This is a genomic window from Streptomyces sp. NPDC058045, from assembly GCF_042885635.1.
Lineage (GTDB): Bacteria > Actinomycetota > Actinomycetes > Streptomycetales > Streptomycetaceae > Streptomyces.
This window is the reverse complement of the sequence record NZ_JBHVRR010000027.1, coordinates 74,643-90,004: the sequence shown is the minus strand read 5'-3', so window position 1 is coordinate 90,004 and position 15,362 is coordinate 74,643. Positions and strand designations below refer to the sequence as shown.

The window sequence follows — 15,362 nt, the reverse complement described above, 5'->3', positions numbered from 1 at the left end:
TATCACCACGACTCGGCGTCGGCAAGACCGTGTGGGCCCACCTGTCCCTGCCGCAGGCGGCCGCCCGGTGACACTCATACAGACGGCGGCACCGGCATGGGGGCGGCTCCGCGGCACCTACAGCGCCCGACTCCTCGCCTACACCCCCGGCGCCCCCCAACTCGCCCTCGGAGAACACCGCACAGACTCCCCACGACTCGCCCTCCGCTGGCTCCACACACGCGCCCACCACGTAGCAGACCAACTCGCCCCACCCCACGCCCACCCCATCCGCGCCTGGACCACCGACCCACACGAACACACCTGGGCACTCGACCTCATAACCCTCGGCGAACCCTACGTCTTCTGCGCCAGAGACGAACACGACACCCGATACACCTTCACCACCCAGACCGTGAGCCCGCTCACCCCGGCCCCAGCCCCAACCGCTCCGCCAACTCCCTTCCCCGCGCCCCGGCTTCGGCCGTGATCTCCGCCGCGTCGACCTCCGTGCACCGACCGTGCTCGGTGATGACGCGCCCGCCGACGACGGTCAGTTCGACGTCGGCGCCGGTGGCGGAGTAGACGAGGGTGGAGACGATGTCGTGGAGGGGGGCGAGGTGGGGGGGCGTCGAGGTTGATGACGGCGAGGTCGGCGAGTGTGCCGGGGGTGAGTTGGCCGGCGTCGATGCCGGCGTAGCGGGCGCCTTCGCGGGTGGCCAGGGTGAGGGCTTCCATGGCGTTGGTGCTGTCGGGTTCGAGGGTGGTCAGCCGCTGGACGTAGATCGCCTGCTTCATGACCTGGAACATGTCCATACGGTGGCCGGCCGAGCCGTCGCTGCCGAGTCCGACGACGGCGCCGGCGGTGCGGACGTCGCGCAGCCGCATGGTGCCGGAGGCCAGGTACTGGTTGGACATCGGGTTGTAGGAGAGGCCGCTGCGGGCGGTGCCCACCGCTTCGATCTCCTCGTCGTCGAGCCAGATCGCGTGGGCGAGGGTGGCGCGTTCGTCGAGGAGTCCGGCGTCGCGCAGCCAGAGGAACGGCCTTGTGCCGTAGGCCTGTTGGTAGATCTCCGGGTCGACGCGGGCCTCGGAGCAGTGGCTGTGCCAGGGCGTGCCGTGGGTGCGGGCGAGTTCCACGGAGCGGCCGACCAGGTCCTGATCGACGTAGATGATGTTGAGGGGGGCCGGCCAGACGCCGACGCGGTGGCCGGTGCGCTCGCGGAGGCACTGCTCGGTGATGGCGATCTCTTCGTCGGCGGAGTGGCGGAACAGGGCGGGGCTGAGGCCGTGTTCCGCCGCCACCTCGGTCATAGTGCCGGTGATGCCGCGGGCGACGGAGCCGCGCAGCCCGGTCCGCTCGATCGCCTCGGCCACGGCGAGGGTGGTCTCGGGGTCGGCGGGGGCGTAGTGGTTGTCGATGACGCAGGTGGTGCCGGCCAGAGCGGCTTCGACGGAGGCGAGCCGGACGCTGGCCACGGCTTCGTCGCGGGTGATGCCGCCGGCGTAGGGCCAGATGAACTCGCAGAGCCAGGGCCACAGTGCCATCCCCTCGCCGAGACCACGGCCGAGGAGCTGGAACAGGTGGTTGTGGCAGTCGATGAGGCCCGGGATGACCGCTTTGCCGGAGCAGTCGACGCGGCGTGCGGCGGTCCAGTCGGACAGCTCCGCGGTGGTTCCGACGGCGGCGATGTGCTCGCCGCGTACGGCGAGGGCGCCGTCGTGGACGATGCGGCGGTCGTCGTCCATGGTGACGAGCACGGCGTGGGTCAGCAGGAGGTCGCAGGTGTTCACCGGGGGCATGGGTCGCCTCTCGTCCGGACGCACGGAGTATTGATAGAATCAAAGTCGATTTCGTGACGTCAAGGGGTGAGGGAGCACGGTGGCGAAGCTGGACGGGGACGAGTTGGAGGCGGATGCCCTGGCGGCGTCGATCGGGCGGGCGATCCGGCAGGCGCGCCAGGACGCCGGGTTGACGTTGCGGGATGTCGCCAAGCGGGCGGGGATGTCGCAGCCGTTCCTCAGCCAACTGGAGAACGGCCGCTCGATGCCGAGCCTGATGACCCTGCACAAGGTCGCGGCCGCGCTCGGGGCGACGGCGCACGGCCTGCTGGCCCAGGGCGAGCGGCCGCTGATCAGCATCGTCCGCGGCGGCGAGGGGCGTTCGTATGCGCTGGCCGAGGGCGTGCGGGTGCGGTTTCTGGCGGACGGTACGCGGGACATGGAGCCCAACGAGGTGATCGCCGAGCCGGACACCGAGGCGGGGGCGCACACCGAGCACGCGGGCGAGGAGTTCGTGCATGTGCTGGCCGGGTCGCTGGAGGTGCGGGTGGGGACCTCGCGGGTGGAGCGGCTGGAGTCGGGTGACTCGATGTACTACCCGGCGACGATCCCGCACCGCTGGCACGCGGGGCCGGAGGGCGCGCACTTCCTGATCATCAGCTCGCCGCCGTCGTTCTGACCCGGCCCGGCCCGGCCGGAGGCCCGGCGCCCGCACTCCGCGGGTGCCGGGCCTCTGTCGTGCGTTGCTGGTGCGTGACCGTGCCCGTAGCGGACCGGCGAATATTGCCGTGAACAAAGATCTTGTACCCGGAGTATTGACCAGTGTGAAGAAATATTGCTCCTATGGATGCCATGACCGAACGCATCGCCTCCACCTACCTCACGCCGGACAGCGAGTCCGCCCTCTACCGGTCGCTCCGCGACTTCTGGCATCCGGTGATGTACGCCGCCGACCTCACCGACAAACCCGTCGGGGTGCGCCTGCTCGACGAGCCGGTGGTCGTCGCCCGGCTCGGCCGCAAGGTGTCGGCCTTCCGGGACCTGTGTGTGCACCGCGGCGCCGCCCTCTCCCTCGGCTGGCTGGAGCAGGGCAAGTTGCGCTGCGCGTACCACGGTTGGACCTACGGGGACGACGGCCGGTGTGTCGAGGTGCCCGCCCGGCCCGATCTGCCGATTCCGCCGGGGGCCTGCCTGACCCGGTACCAGGCGGTGGAGTCCGCCGGCCTGATCTGGGTCTGCCTCGGCACCCCGCGCTACGAGGTCCCGCCGTTCCCCGAGTTCACCGACAGCGCCTACCGGATTCTCACCGGGCCGTCCTACGACTGGAAGATCTCCAGCTTCCGCCGGTTGGAGAACTTCGTGGACATGGCGCACTTCGCCTGGGTGCACCCGGGTGTGCTCGGCAGCCGCGAGCACGCCGAGGTCACCGATCACGAGGTCTGGCGGGACGGCCGGGATCTGCGCTTCGAGCACACCGTCAAGGAGCCGAGCAGCGGCGAGATCAAGGAGCAACTCGGCATCACCGACGCGGTGTTCGACGTGCTCAACTCCTACCACCTGTCCATGCCGCTGAGCATCCATCTGACGCGCAACTTCCCCAACGGCGCCCACTACGTGGTCTTTATGACGTCCTCGCCGCTCTCCCAGCGCGAGTGCCGCAACTTCTGGTTCGTCGCGCGGGACTACGCCCTGGACGAGCGCCATGACGAGGGGTTCATGAACTTCGAGCATCTGGTGCTGTCGCAGGACAAGCCGATCATCGAGTCGCTGCGGCCGGAGGAGATCCCGATGGATCTGACGCGGGAGATGTACATCCGGGTCGCCGACAAGATCACCGTCGAGTACCGCCGGTGGCTGCTGGAGTTCGCACGGGAAGAGGGAACGTCATGAGGATCAGGATCGATCGCGGCAGGTGCGCCGGGCTCGGGATGTGCGAGTCGTTCGCGCCGGAGCTGTTCCAGGTGCAGGGCGACGGCACGCTGCTGGTCACCGACGAGACCCCGGACCCCTCGCTGCGGGACGCCGTCCAGGGCGCGGTGGACAACTGCCCGGTGGAGGCCATCTCGCTGCTGGAGGAGGAGTGAGGCGGCTGGTCGTCGTGGGTGCCTCGCTGGCCGGGCTGCGCGCGGTCGAGGCGGCCCGCCGCACCGGGTACACCGGCGAGATCACCCTGATCGGCGCGGAGCCCCAACTCCCTTATGACAGACCGCCGTTGTCGAAACGTTTCCTCACCGAGCCGGACCTCTCCCCCGACGAGCTCGGCTTCCGCGGCCGGGAGCACTTCGCCGAGCACGGGGTGCGGCTGGAGCTGGGTGTGCCCGCCGCCGGACTGGACACCGGCGCCCGCGAGGTGCACCTCGCCGACGGGCGGCGCGTCGGCTACGACGGCCTGGTCCTCACCACCGGCGCCCGGGCCCGGAGCATCGCCGGGGCGCGGTCGCTGCGCACCGTGGGCGACGCCCTCGCCGTACGCGAGGCGCTGGGCTCCGCGTCCCGGGCGGTGGTCATCGGCTGCGGTTTCATCGGGTCCGAGGTGGCGTCCGGGGCGCGGGCGCGCGGGCTGGACGTGACGGTCGTCGAGGCCGACCGCGCGCCCCTGACCCGCGCCGTCGGAACCGAGTCGGGTGCCGCCCTCGGTCTGCTGCACGCGGACCACGGCACCGAACTGCGGTGCGGCGTGGGCGTGGAGGCGGTGGCGGCGGACGGGGTGCGGCTGGCCGACGGCAGCGGGCTGCCGGCCGATCTGGTCGTCGCCGGGATCGGCGCGGTGCCCAACACGGAGTGGCTCGACGGCTCCGGCCTCACCATCGGCGACGGTGTGCACTGCGACGCCACCCTGCGCGCGGCACCCGGCGTCTACGCCGCGGGCGATGTGGCGCGCTGGCCCAACCCCCTCTTCGACGGTGCGCCGATGCGGCTCGAACACTGGACGACCGCCGCCGAGCAGGCCGCCGCCGCGGTCCGCAATCTGCTCGGCGAGGACAGGCCGTACCGGACGGTGCCGTACTTCTGGTCGGACTGGTACGGCGTCCGCATCCAGTTCGTCGGGGTGCCCGAGGCCGAGGAGACGGTCACCGTGCACGGGTCGGTGGCGGAGCGCCGGTGGGTGACGCTGTACCGCGGCGGTGACGCGGTGACCGGGGCGCTCGCGGTGGGGCGCCCCGACCTGGTGATGAAGTACCGCGCTCTGATCGCCCGGAGCGCCCCCTGGGCCGAGGCCCTCGACTTCGCGGAGGCGGTCGCGGCATGAAGTCCCTTTTCTGGCAGGCGGATTCGCTCCGCCTGCACGCCGTCGACCACGGGGGCGGCGGGCGTCCCGTGGTGCTGCTGCACGGGGTGACCGGGCACGCCCGCGTCTGGGACGCGGTGGCCCCGGCGCTCGCGGGCGCGGGGCGGGTGATCGCGGTGGACCTGCGCGGTCACGGCGAGAGCCAGTGGTCCGCCGAGGGCCGCTACACCACCGCCGACCACACCGCCGATCTGCTGGCGCTGCTCGATCTGCTGGACACCCCCGTCGACCTGGTGGGCCTGTCCTGGGGCGGCCTGGTCGCCGTGCACACCGCCGCGCTCCAGCCGCAGCGGGTACGCCGCCTCGCCGTCCTCGACGTACCGCTGTCCTTCACCCAGGGCGAGGACCAAGTACCGCGGCGGCCAGGGGCGTTCGGCAGCCACCGGGAGGTGTGGCGGTGGGAGCGGGACGCCAACCGGTTCGCGCCGGAGCCGATGATCGACACGCTGGCGTGGCACGGGGTGCGGCCCGGGCCCGGCGGGCGGCTGGAGCGGCGGCACGACCCGTACTTCCTGACGCGGTGGCCCTTCCGGCGGGACGACCGGGGGCGGGAGTTCGCCGCGCTGACCACGCCGGCCCTGCTGGTGCACGGCGCCGAGAGCCCCGTGCTGGACGCGGACACCGCCGAGCGTACGGCCGGTCTGCGGGCCGGGGTGCGCCTCGTCCATCTGAAGCGGTGCGGGCACCTGGTGCCGGTGGACGCGCCCGATCAACTCGCCCTCGTTCTCCAGGAGTTCCTGTGACAGCAGCAGACCACACCGGATCCGTCGCGGTCGTCACCGGTGCCGCGGGCGTCATCGGCCGCACCCTCAGCCTGGCGCTGGCCGAGGCCGGGGCCGCCGTCGTGGCCGCCGACCTCACCCCGCCCACCGAGGTGGCCGCGGAGATCGGCGACCGGGGCGGGCGGGCGCTCGCCGTGGAACTCGACGTCACCGACGCCGCCTCCGCCGAAGCCATGGTGCAGGCCGCGGTGGACGCCTTCGGCCGGGTCGACGCCCTCGTCAACAACGCCGGGTACTTCCGCGGTGCGCGCCGCGGGCCCTTCGACACGATTCCGGTCGAGGAGTGGGACCGTGCCTTCGCCGTCAATGTGCGCGGGGTGTGGAACTGCTGCCGGGCCGCCGCCCCCCGGATGCGGGAGCAGGGCGGCGGGCACATCGTCAACATCGGCTCCAACACCGTCTTCCGGGGTGTGCCGCTGTTCGCCCACTATGTGACCTCCAAGGCGGCGCTGATCGGTCTGACCCGCGGTCTCGCCCGGGAGTTGGGCGACGACAAGGTCGCCGTCAACCTGCTCTACCCCGACTTCATCCCGGACGACGCGCTGCTCGCCGCGCAGCCCGGCAACAACGAGCGCGTCGTCGGTATGCGCTGCTTCCGGCGCACCGAGCTCCCCGAGGACCTCGTGGGCGCCGCGCTCTTCCTCACCGGCCCGGAATCCGGCTTCGTCACCGGGGCCAGCGTCGTCGTCAACGGCGGCGCCTACTTCCTCTAAGGACGTGACATGACACTGCTCGATGGATACGCGGCCGTCGTGACCGGCGCCGCCACTCCGCTCGGCGCGGCGACCGCGCTCGAACTGGCCCGGTGCGGGGCCCGCGTCGCACTCGCCGACCGGGAGCGGCCCGAGGAGACCGCGGACCGGATCACCCGCGCGGGCGGCACCGCCCACGCACTGGCCTACGAGAGCGGCGACCAGGAGTCCACCGCCGCGCTGCTCGACACCGCCGCCCAACTGCTGGGCGGGGTGGACCTGGTGGTGACGGGCGCTTTCGGCCCCGCCGGCGGCGACCCGGTGTGGGACGCGGTGTTCGGGGAGCGGGTGCGCGGCACCTGGCTGGTGCTCGCCGCGGCCCGCCCGCATCTGGCACGCTCCCCCCGCGGCAACGCCGTCGTCCTCACCCCGGGCTCCGCCTGGCGCGGGGAGCCCGGTGCGCTGCCCGAGGTGTCCGCGGCCGGCGGACTGCTCGGCCTGGTGCGGGCGGTGGCCCGGGAGGTGGGCGACGACGGCACCCGCGTCAACCTGGTCGGCTTCGACGAGGACACCGCGGACGCCGGGCAGCGCTGCCTGAAGGGGGACAGCGCACCCGCCGACGTGGCCGCCGCGGTGGCACTGCTCGCCTCCCCCCGCGCCGGCTTCGTCACCGGTCAGACCCTCCTCGCCAACGGCGGATCCCACTTCAACTGATCCGCGCACCGACGCGGCTGAACGCAGGAGTCGACATGAGTGTGGAATCCGGCCCGGACCACGCGCGGCACGGCGACCGATACGACGTGGACCGGATGCCGCCCTGGCGGACCGCGGTCCCGCTCGGGGTGCAGCATGTGCTCGCCATGTTCGCCAGCAATGTCACCATCCCCATCCTTCTGGCCGGCGCGGTCGGCGCCGCCACACACACCACCGCACTGCTGGTGCAGGCCGCGCTGATCGTCGCCGGGCTGAGCACCCTCGTGCAGACCTTCGGGATCGGCCCGGTCGGGGCGCGGCTGCCCGTGGTGCAGGGCACCGGTTTCGCGTTCGCGGCCGCCGCGCTGCCGCTGGCGCAGAAGTTCGGCATCTCGGCGGTGTTCGGCGGTGCGATCGCGGCCGGGGTCGTCCAGTTCGTTCTGGGCGGGCTGCTGCGGCGGCTGCGGTGGCTGTTCCCGCCGCTGGTCACCGGCATCGTGGTCGCCTCGGTCGGGATCGCGCTGCTGCCGACCGGGGTGACACTGGCGGCGGGCGGGAACGGCGCCAAGGACTTCGGGGCGCCGGTCAATCTGCTGCTGGCGGGCCTGGTGCTGCTGGTCACCGTGATCGTGCACCAGTACACCCGCGGCTTCCTCAGCTCGGTGGCCGTGCTGTGCGGTCTGGTCGTCGGGTATCTCGCGGCGATCGTCCTCGGCAAGGTGCACTTCTCCGGTGTCGGCTCGGCGGCCTGGTTCGCGCTGCCGCAGCCGCTGGAGTTCGGCATCAGCTTTCCCGCGGCGGCGGTGGTGGCGATGTCGGTGGTGGCCGTCGCCAACTCGCTGGACACCATCGGCTGCATCTCGGCCCTGACCAAGGGCGGTGCCGGGCGCCGCCCCACCGACCGCGAACTGTCCGGCGGGGTGCTCGCCGACGGGGCCGGCTCACTCATCGCGGCGCTCTTCGGCACGGTGCCCAACACCAGCTTCAGCCAGAACGCGGGCCTGATCGCGTTCACCAAGGTGATGAGCCGGCATGTGGTGTCCATCGGCGGGGTGCTGCTGGTGCTGCTGAGCCTGCTGCCGAAGACCTCGGCCGCCATCGCGGCGATGCCTCCCGCGGTGCTGGGCGGCGCCGCCATCGTGCTCTTCACCATGGTCGCGGGGCTCGGCATCCAGATGCTGGGCGAAGCGGGCCTGGACAACCGGAATCTGCTCATCACCGCGGTCGCCATGGGCGTGGGCCTCGGCATCCACTTCGTACCCGAATCCGTGGACCGGCTGCCGGAGCAGGTCGCGGTACTCCTTCAGACGGGCGTCGTCCCCGCGGCACTGCTCGCCGTGGTACTCAATGTCGTCCTCCCCAAGTCCCCAGCGGAGAGCTGACGTTGGGGCCGGCTGCGGTACGGCGGTGCGTGAACTTCCTGGTCGACCTAGCCTCGGTGGTATGACTTCCTCGATTCCCGCCGCCGAGGCCGCCGCGCCCCGCCGTACCGTGACCGCCGCCGTGGTGCAGGCCGCCGCACCGCTGTTCGACACCCCGGCCGCGCTGGACCGGGCCGGGGAGCTGCTGCGGGAGGCCGTCACCGAGCGGGGTGCGGAGGTCGTCGTCCTGCCCGAGGCGTTCCTCGGGGGCTACCCCAAGGGCCTGGACTTCGGTGTCACCGTCGGCAACCGCACCCCCGCCGGCCGCGAACTGTTCCGCCGCTACCACGCCGCCGCGATCGACATCCCCGGCCCCGAGACCGGCGTACTGGCCGCCCTCACCCGCGAACTCGGCTGCCACGCCGTGGTCGGCGCCGTCGAACGACGGGGCGGCACCCTGTACTGCGTCGCCCTCTTCTTCGGGCCCGACGGCTATCTGGGCCTGCACCGCAAGCTGATGCCGACGGCCGGCGAGCGCTACCTCTGGGGCCAGGGCGACGGATCCACCCTGCCGGTCGTGGACACCGGCGCCGCCCTGCTCGGCGCGGGCATCTGCTGGGAGAACTACATGCCGCTGTTCCGCACCGCCATGTACGCCAAGGGCGTCGACCTGTGGTGCGCGCCGACCGTCGACGACCGCGACACCTGGCAGACCACCATGCGGCATATCGCTCTGGAGGGCCGCTGCTTCGTCCTCTCCGCCTGCCAGTACCTGCGCCGCGACGCGCTGCCCGCCGACCTGCGCCCCGTGCAGGGGGACGCGCCGGACACCGTGCTGATCGGCGGCGGCTCCGTCATCGTCTCCCCCCTCGGCGAGGTTTTGGCCGGTCCGCTCCGCGAGGCCGAGGGCATCCTCACCGCCGCACTCGACCTGGACGAACTGGCCCGCGCCCGCTTCGACTTCGACCCCACCGGCCACTACGCCCGCCCCGACATCTTCACCCTCCACATAGACGAGTCACCCCGCACCACCACCCGCAGCAGCGGCGTCTGAGGAGGCTGCCATGAGCCCGGTGACCCGCCTCGTCATCCGCGTCGATCTGGACGCCCCCGCCACGACCGCCCGCCGGTTCTCGGCGACGGCCCGGCTGGAGGCCCGACGACTCACTGACGGCAACGAGCAGTCGGCGGCCGGCCACTGGGGTTCCCTCGCCCGCACCCTCCGGCGGCAGGGCGCCGAGGTGGACGCGGAGGAACTGGCACGGCTGCCGAGCGAGGTCGTGTTCGGCGACCGCCTCCGCGCCTGGCTCTCCTGAGAACACCCCGGAGACACCGGGCGCGGGGGCGGCGGCCGCTACCGCAACCGGTCCTTGGCCTTGTAGTACGCGCCGCCGAACGGGAGGAACCAGGCGGTGCCGTTGTAGAAGGGGACGGGGACCTTGGGGAAGCCGATGCCGCGCAGCGGGTTGGCCCCGGGGTGGCCGTCCATGGTCTCGGCGAGGGCGCGGCCCATATAGGTGGCCATCTGCACGCCGTGGCCGCAGTAACCCATGGAGTAGTAGAGGCCGTTGACCTCGCCGGCGTGCGGGAGGCGGTCCCAGGAGAAGCCGACCTGGCCGCCCCACACATAGTCGATCCGCACCCCGGCGAGCTGCGGGAAGATCTCCGTCATCTCCCGCTTCAGGATGTCCCCGCTCTTGACGTCGGAGGCCGGGTCGGAGGGGGCGAAGCGGGCGCGGCCGCCGAAGGCGAGGCGGTTGTCGGGGGTGAGGCGGAGGTAGTGGCCGACGTTCTTGGAGTCCACCACCAGGCGGGCGTTGGGGATGATCTCCTTGGCGCGGGCCTCACCGAGCGGTTCGGTGACGATGATGAAGCTGCCCACGTTGATCAGCCGCTTGCGGAAGTACGGCATGGACTTGTCGGTGTAGGCGTCGGTGGCGGCCATGACCCGCTGGGCGCGGATGGTGCCGTGCAGGGTCTCGACCAGGAAGCCGCCGCCGGGCAGCCGGATGAGGCCGGTGGCCGCGTTGCGTTCGTGGATCTCGGCGCCGGCGCGTTCGGCGGCGGCGGCGAGTCCGTGGACGTACTTGCCGACGTGCAGTCCGGCGCTCAGGGGGTCGAGCAGGGCGCCGTGGTAGTAGTCCGAGCCGAGTTCGGCCTTCAGTTCGCTCGGGGACAGCAGCCGGGTCTCATGGCCATAGTTGTCGGCGAGGTCGCGCTGGGTGGCCTTCATCGCCTCGAAGTGCTGGGGTTTGAAGGCGACTCCGAGCCGTCCGGAGCGGTGGAAGTCGCAGTCGATGTCCTCGGTGCGGGTCAGTTCCTCCACGACGTCGACGGCCTCGCGGAAGGCGCCGTACAGCTCGTGTGCGCGTTCCTCGCCGAATCGCCTGCGGGCCTCGCCGACGCCGATGGTCATGCCCTGGGTGCACATGCTGCCGTTGCGGCCGGAGGCGCCCGAGCCGACCTTGTCCTTCTCCACGAGGACGACGCGGGCGCCCTTGCGGGCGGTGTGGTAGGCGGTGGACAGGCCGGTGAGGCCGCCGCCGATCACCACCAGGTCGGCCTCGTCGGGCAGGTCCTTCCCGGACCGGTCGGGGAAGGCGGGGGCGGTGTCGAGCCAGTAGGGGATCTGCTTCATGCGGTGCGTCCTCCGTGTCCGCTGTGCGGTGTCGCCGTGTCCTGCCGTGCCGTCAGCAACCGAGCAGCGCGGGCAGGCCCGACAGGTCGGGAAGCTCGTCGTAGGGCTGGTAGTCGGCGCTGCCGGGGTGGCCGTAGCGGTTGATCCACACCCGGCGCCGCAGGCCCAGGTCGCGGGTGGGGATCTGGTCGTACTCCCAGCCCTGGGCGGTGTGGACGACCTGGGAGGGGTCGACGCCGATGGTCTTGAAGGCGTGCTCGAAGGTCTGGCGGTCCGGCTTGTAGGCGCGGGCCTGCTGGGCGGTGATGACGTGGTCGAAGTCGACGCCGATGTTCGCCACGTTCCGCGCGATGAGCTCGTCGTCGGTGTTGGAGATGATGGCGATCTCGTAGCGGGACTTCAACGCCCGCAGCGCGTCCGGGACTTCGGGGAACGGGCCGAAGGTGGGGACGGCTGCGGCCAGGGCGTCCCCGTCGGATGCGCGGTATTCGAGCCCGTGCAGGCGCATCGCGTTGCGGAGGCTGGAGTGCAGGACTTCGTGGTAGGGGCGGTAGGCCTCCAGTACGGCCTGGAAGCGCATCACACGGAAGTCGTCCAGGAACTCGTCCACGTCCAGGTTGTCCAGGTTCAGCCGGTCGCCGAGGACGTTCAGGGTGGTGGGACCGAGCTGGAAGTCGATCAGGGTGCCGTAGGCGTCGAAGGTGACGATCTCTCGCATCGGGTCGGGCCTCGATTCGGGTGTTCTGTGGGCGAGTTGGGGGTGCGGGGGGTCAGACGACGCGCTCGCCGGGGATGGCGGTCCGGTCGAGTGCGGCCAGGTCGTCGGGGCCGGGGGCCCAGTCGGCCGCCGCCGCGTTGGCGGTGACCTGCTCGGGGGTCATGGCGCCGCAGATAACGGAGCCGACGGCGGGCAGCGCGGCGAGGCCGCCCACCGCGACCTGCAGGAGGCTCAGGCCGCGCTCGGCGCCGTACGCGGTGAGGGCTTCAACCCGGTCGAGGGCCGCGTCGGTGAGCCAGCCCTGCCGCCAGCTCAGCCGGCTGCCGGGCGGCGGCTGCTCGCCGCGCCGGTACTTGCCGCTGAGCAGGCCGTTGGCCAGCGGGTAGTACGGCAGCAGGCCGACGCCGGTGCGCAGGCAGGCGGGGACGAGGTCGTTCTCGGCGCTGCGGTCGAGCAGGTGGTAGCGGGCCTGGGTGGAGACGAAGTCGGCGGTGAGCTGCCCGGCCGGGAGGTTGGAGCAGCCGAGGTGGCCGATCGTGCCCTCGTCGACCAGTTCCCGGAGTGCGGCGACGGTCTCCTCCAGCGGGGTCACCCCGTCCGGCTCGTGGTACTGGTACACGTCGATACGGTCGGTGCCGAGGCGCCGCAGGGAGGCTTCGACGGCGTACCGGACATAGCGGCGGGCGCCGCGGGGGCCGGCCCGCTCGGCTTCCGCGGACATCTCCATACCGAACTTGGTGGCGAGGACCACGCTGTCCCGGTGCCCTTTGAGGGCGGCGCCGAGGAGGCGTTCACCGTCACCGCGGGCGCCGCCCCCCTCACCGAAGCCGCCGTACATGTCGGCCGTGTCGAAGAGGGTGATCCCGGCGTCGAGGGCGGCGTGGACGACGGCCCGGGTGCCGCTCTCGTCGAGGCGGGAGCCGAAGTTGTTGCCGCCGAGGCCGACCGCGGAGACGGCCGGGCCGCGTTCGCCGAGGGTGCGGTATCTCATGGCCGGCTCCCGAATCCGATGCAGACGTTCTTGGTCTGCGTGTAACTCGCCAGCGCCGCAAGGCCCTTCTCCCGGCCCCAGCCGCTGTGCTTGTAGCCGCCGAAGGGCAGCTCCACGCCGGTGCCGACACCGGTGGCGTTCACATAGACCTGCCCGGCCCGGATGCCCTGCGCCAGCCGCATCGCCCGGTCGATGTCGCGGGTCCAGACGTAGGAGGACAGTCCGTACGGGCTGTCGTTGGCGATCTCCAGTGCCTGCTCGGTGTCCTCGAAGCCGATGACGGTGACGACGGGGCCGAAGATCTCCTCGCGGGCGCAGCGGGCGTCGTTGGTGAGGCCGGTGAGGACGGTGGGCTCGATGTAGTAGCCGTCGGCCAGTTCGGGGGCGGTGGGGGCGCCGCCGCCGGTGCGTGCGACGGCGCCCTCCTGCCGGGCCAGGTCCAGATAGCCGAGGACCCGGTCGCGTTGCCGGGCGGCGACCAGAGGCCCGATGTCCGGGTCGGTGAGGCCGGGTCCGACGCGCAGGGCGGCGATCTTCTCCACCAGCCGGTCGAGGAACTCCTCGGCGCCCCGCTGGAGCAGCAGCCGCGTCCCGGCGGAGCACATCTGGCCCGCGTTGCTGAAGGACGCGCCGAGGATCGCGGTGAGCGCCAGGTCGAAGTCGGCGTCGGCGAGGACGATGAACGGTGATTTGCCGCCGAGTTCGGTGACGGAGGGCACCACGTTGGCCGCGGCGGCCTGGGCGACCTTGATGCCGGTCGGTACGGAGCCGGTGAAGGTGACCTGGTCGATGCCGGGGTGCCCGGCGAGGGCGGCGCCGGTGTCCGCGTCGCCGGGGACGACGTTGAGGACGCCGGGCGGCAGGCCGCACTCCAGGGCGATCCTGCCGATCTCCAGCGGGGTGAGGGGTGCCTCGGGGGACGGTTTCAGCACCACCGTGCAGCCTGCGGCGAGGGCGGGGGCCGATCCTCTCGCGGTGTTCTGGAGTGGGTAGTTGAACGGGATGATCTGGCCGGAGACACCGATCGGTTCGAGGACGGTGTAGTCGATCAGGCCGGGGCCGAGGGGGATGGTGGTGCCGCCGAGTTTGTCGGCGGCGCCCGCGTAGAACTCGAAGTAGCGGGCGGCGGCCTCCACATCGGCGACGGCCTGGCCGAGTGGTTTGCCGGTGTCCCGGCTCTCCAGGCGGGCCAGGTCCTCGCCCTGGTAGCGGATGGCCGTGGCGATGCGGTGCAGCAGCCGGCCCCGGTCGGCGGCCCGCATTCCGGCCCAGTCGGGTGCGGTGCCCGCGGTGCGGGCGGCGGCCACGGCCTGGTCCACGTCCTTCTCACCGGCCAGTGCCACCCGGGCGATGGCCGACCCGTCGGACGGGTCGAGGACGTCGAAGGTCCGTCCGTCGGCGGCCGGTGCCCGCCTGCCGTCGATCAGCAGCCCGGTCACCTCGTGTTCCGGGGTCACGGCCGGATCTCCCCCTGCACCTCGCCGAAGATGACGGTCTCGTCGCCGGGGCGCACGGTGCGGCTGCGGCGGACCCAGAGGATGACGCCGTCCTCGGGGGCGCGGACCTCGTCCAGGGTGTTGCCGTAGTGGTCCACGATGTGGGCGATCAGGTCGCCCGCCTTGCAGGTGTCGCCGGGTTCGGCGTGCCCGAGGTAGAAGCCGCCGGCGGCGGAGCGGGCGAAGGTGCCGGAGACGGTGGTGTAGGTGTCGCGGAGCTTCACCGTTCCGTCGGTCATGCCGAGTTGCCGCATGATGTTGCGCACCGATTCGATGTGCAGGTCGACGTTGCTCTCGCGGTAGGTGCCTCCGCCGGCCTCGATGGTGATGGCGGGCTTGCCCGCGGCGAGGGTGGGGTGGCGGACGGTGCCGCCCCATTTGCCGCCCTTCCAGACCAGTTGGTGCCCGGCGGCGAGGGCGAGGTCGGTGGCGAGGTCCTCGTAGCCGCCCTGGAGGATGGCGAGGGGGGCGATCTCGCCGAAGGTGCCGCCGGTGTGCAGGTCCACCAGCGCGTCGATGGCGGGCACGACCTGCTCCACGAAGGTGGCGGCGAGCCGCAGCGAGTACGAGCCGTCCGCGTCCCCGGGGAAGATGCGGTTGAGGTTGAGGTGGTCGAGCCCCCCGGCGCGGGCGGCGGCTTCGAAGGCCGGGGTGTTCATGCAGGGGATGCCGACGAGGGTGCCGCGCAGGGTGGCCGGGTCGGTCTCGGCCAGGACGCGGCGGACGGACTCCTGGCCGTCGTACTCGTCGCCGTGCACGCCCGCGTCCACACACAGCACCGGGCCGGGTTCGGCGCCGTTGACGACGATCAGCGGGATGCCGAGTTCCACGCCGTAGCTGCTGGTGCCGACCGGGATGAGGCCTTGGGCGCGCTCGCCGGGGGCGACGGTCAGCGGACCGATGGAGTACATGGGGTTCCTTCCTCAGCGGGTGTCACAGGG

General features: G+C 72.1%; 16 protein-coding genes. 10 read left to right on the top strand and 6 right to left on the bottom strand.

What is annotated here, in order from left to right:
- Positions 1-336: 336 nt before the first annotated feature.
- Positions 337-1,782 carry an amidohydrolase family protein gene (locus tag ACFVST_RS18175; protein WP_390152485.1) on the bottom strand — a complete coding sequence of 482 codons (1,446 nt, stop codon included), beginning with the start codon at positions 1,780-1,782 and terminating at the stop codon, positions 337-339.
- Positions 1,783-1,861: 79 nt separating this feature from the next.
- Here ACFVST_RS18175 and ACFVST_RS18170 point away from each other — a divergent pair, with 79 nt between their 5' ends.
- The 10 genes from ACFVST_RS18170 to ACFVST_RS18125 all read left to right on the top strand — a co-directional run bounded on the left by ACFVST_RS18170 (position 1,862) and on the right by ACFVST_RS18125 (position 9,894).
- A complete protein-coding gene (locus ACFVST_RS18170; RefSeq protein WP_390152482.1) occupies positions 1,862-2,440 on the top strand; it encodes a helix-turn-helix domain-containing protein in 579 nt (192 codons plus the stop codon).
- A 173-nt stretch (positions 2,441-2,613) separates the two neighbouring features.
- Entirely contained in the window at positions 2,614-3,651 is a 1,038-nt protein-coding gene (locus ACFVST_RS18165; RefSeq protein ID WP_390152479.1) for a Rieske 2Fe-2S domain-containing protein, read from the top strand.
- Entirely contained in the window at positions 3,648-3,845 is a 198-nt protein-coding gene (locus tag ACFVST_RS18160) for a ferredoxin (RefSeq protein WP_390152476.1), read from the top strand. The genes ACFVST_RS18165 and ACFVST_RS18160 overlap by 4 nt, the downstream gene beginning before the upstream one ends.
- Complete coding sequence (locus ACFVST_RS18155; RefSeq protein ID WP_390152473.1) at positions 3,842-5,011, top strand: NAD(P)/FAD-dependent oxidoreductase; 1,170 nt, start codon at positions 3,842-3,844, stop codon at positions 5,009-5,011. The genes ACFVST_RS18160 and ACFVST_RS18155 overlap by 4 nt, the downstream gene beginning before the upstream one ends.
- A complete protein-coding gene (locus ACFVST_RS18150; RefSeq protein WP_390152470.1) occupies positions 5,008-5,793 on the top strand; it encodes an alpha/beta fold hydrolase in 786 nt (261 codons plus the stop codon). Before ACFVST_RS18155 ends, ACFVST_RS18150 begins: the two co-directional genes overlap by 4 nt.
- Positions 5,790-6,545 carry an SDR family NAD(P)-dependent oxidoreductase gene (locus tag ACFVST_RS18145; protein WP_390152467.1) on the top strand — a complete coding sequence of 252 codons (756 nt, stop codon included), beginning with the start codon at positions 5,790-5,792 and terminating at the stop codon, positions 6,543-6,545. Before ACFVST_RS18150 ends, ACFVST_RS18145 begins: the two co-directional genes overlap by 4 nt.
- 9 nt (positions 6,546-6,554) lie before the next feature.
- Positions 6,555-7,238, top strand: a complete 684-nt coding sequence (locus tag ACFVST_RS18140) for an SDR family NAD(P)-dependent oxidoreductase (protein WP_390152464.1) — start codon at positions 6,555-6,557, stop codon at positions 7,236-7,238.
- Between the two features lie 35 nt (positions 7,239-7,273).
- Positions 7,274-8,599: a uracil-xanthine permease family protein gene (locus ACFVST_RS18135; RefSeq protein ID WP_390152462.1), complete on the top strand. Its 1,326-nt coding sequence runs from the start codon at positions 7,274-7,276 to the stop codon at positions 8,597-8,599.
- 61 nt (positions 8,600-8,660) lie between these two features.
- Complete coding sequence (locus ACFVST_RS18130) at positions 8,661-9,632, top strand: nitrilase-related carbon-nitrogen hydrolase (RefSeq protein WP_390152459.1); 972 nt, start codon at positions 8,661-8,663, stop codon at positions 9,630-9,632.
- Between the two features lie 10 nt (positions 9,633-9,642).
- Positions 9,643-9,894: a hypothetical protein gene (locus ACFVST_RS18125; protein WP_390152456.1), complete on the top strand. Its 252-nt coding sequence runs from the start codon at positions 9,643-9,645 to the stop codon at positions 9,892-9,894.
- A gap of 38 nt (positions 9,895-9,932) precedes the next feature.
- Here ACFVST_RS18125 and ACFVST_RS18120 read toward each other — a convergent pair whose 3' ends face one another.
- Genes ACFVST_RS18120 through ACFVST_RS18100 form a run of 5 tightly spaced genes read right to left on the bottom strand, consistent with a single transcriptional unit; the run spans position 9,933 to position 15,332 of the window.
- On the bottom strand, positions 9,933-11,216 hold the full coding sequence (locus ACFVST_RS18120) for an NAD(P)/FAD-dependent oxidoreductase (protein WP_390152453.1): 1,284 nt from the start codon (positions 11,214-11,216) through the stop codon (positions 9,933-9,935).
- Positions 11,217-11,268: 52 nt separating this feature from the next.
- Positions 11,269-11,934, bottom strand: a complete 666-nt coding sequence (locus ACFVST_RS18115; RefSeq protein ID WP_390152450.1) for a haloacid dehalogenase type II — start codon at positions 11,932-11,934, stop codon at positions 11,269-11,271.
- Between the two features lie 52 nt (positions 11,935-11,986).
- Complete coding sequence (locus tag ACFVST_RS18110) at positions 11,987-12,925, bottom strand: aldo/keto reductase (RefSeq protein WP_390152447.1); 939 nt, start codon at positions 12,923-12,925, stop codon at positions 11,987-11,989.
- The gene (locus ACFVST_RS18105) at positions 12,922-14,382 is read right to left on the bottom strand and encodes an aldehyde dehydrogenase family protein (RefSeq protein WP_390152444.1); all 1,461 of its coding nucleotides are present in this window, start codon (positions 14,380-14,382) and stop codon (positions 12,922-12,924) included. The genes ACFVST_RS18110 and ACFVST_RS18105 overlap by 4 nt, the downstream gene beginning before the upstream one ends.
- Positions 14,379-15,332, bottom strand: coding sequence for a succinylglutamate desuccinylase/aspartoacylase family protein (locus tag ACFVST_RS18100; RefSeq protein ID WP_390152441.1), 954 nt, complete (start codon positions 15,330-15,332; stop codon positions 14,379-14,381). The genes ACFVST_RS18105 and ACFVST_RS18100 overlap by 4 nt, the downstream gene beginning before the upstream one ends.
- Positions 15,333-15,362 lie beyond the last annotated feature (30 nt).

What these genes read in the sequence shown, in the direction of transcription:
- ACFVST_RS18130 (WP_390152459.1), top strand. Translation starts at nt 8,661, where the DNA reads ATGACTTCCTCGATTCCCGCCGCCGAGGCCGCCGCGCCCCGCCGTACC.
- ACFVST_RS18110 (WP_390152447.1), bottom strand. Translation starts at nt 12,925, where the DNA reads ATGAGATACCGCACCCTCGGCGAACGCGGCCCGGCCGTCTCCGCGGTC.
- ACFVST_RS18135 (WP_390152462.1), top strand. Translation starts at nt 7,274, where the DNA reads ATGAGTGTGGAATCCGGCCCGGACCACGCGCGGCACGGCGACCGATAC.
- ACFVST_RS18100 (WP_390152441.1), bottom strand. Translation starts at nt 15,332, where the DNA reads ATGTACTCCATCGGTCCGCTGACCGTCGCCCCCGGCGAGCGCGCCCAA.
- ACFVST_RS18160 (WP_390152476.1), top strand. Translation starts at nt 3,648, where the DNA reads ATGAGGATCAGGATCGATCGCGGCAGGTGCGCCGGGCTCGGGATGTGC.
- ACFVST_RS18125 (WP_390152456.1), top strand. Translation starts at nt 9,643, where the DNA reads ATGAGCCCGGTGACCCGCCTCGTCATCCGCGTCGATCTGGACGCCCCC.
- ACFVST_RS18175 (WP_390152485.1), bottom strand. Translation starts at nt 1,782, where the DNA reads ATGCCCCCGGTGAACACCTGCGACCTCCTGCTGACCCACGCCGTGCTC.
- ACFVST_RS18150 (WP_390152470.1), top strand. Translation starts at nt 5,008, where the DNA reads ATGAAGTCCCTTTTCTGGCAGGCGGATTCGCTCCGCCTGCACGCCGTC.
- ACFVST_RS18115 (WP_390152450.1), bottom strand. Translation starts at nt 11,934, where the DNA reads ATGCGAGAGATCGTCACCTTCGACGCCTACGGCACCCTGATCGACTTC.
- ACFVST_RS18120 (WP_390152453.1), bottom strand. Translation starts at nt 11,216, where the DNA reads ATGAAGCAGATCCCCTACTGGCTCGACACCGCCCCCGCCTTCCCCGAC.
- ACFVST_RS18165 (WP_390152479.1), top strand. Translation starts at nt 2,614, where the DNA reads ATGACCGAACGCATCGCCTCCACCTACCTCACGCCGGACAGCGAGTCC.
- ACFVST_RS18140 (WP_390152464.1), top strand. Translation starts at nt 6,555, where the DNA reads ATGACACTGCTCGATGGATACGCGGCCGTCGTGACCGGCGCCGCCACT.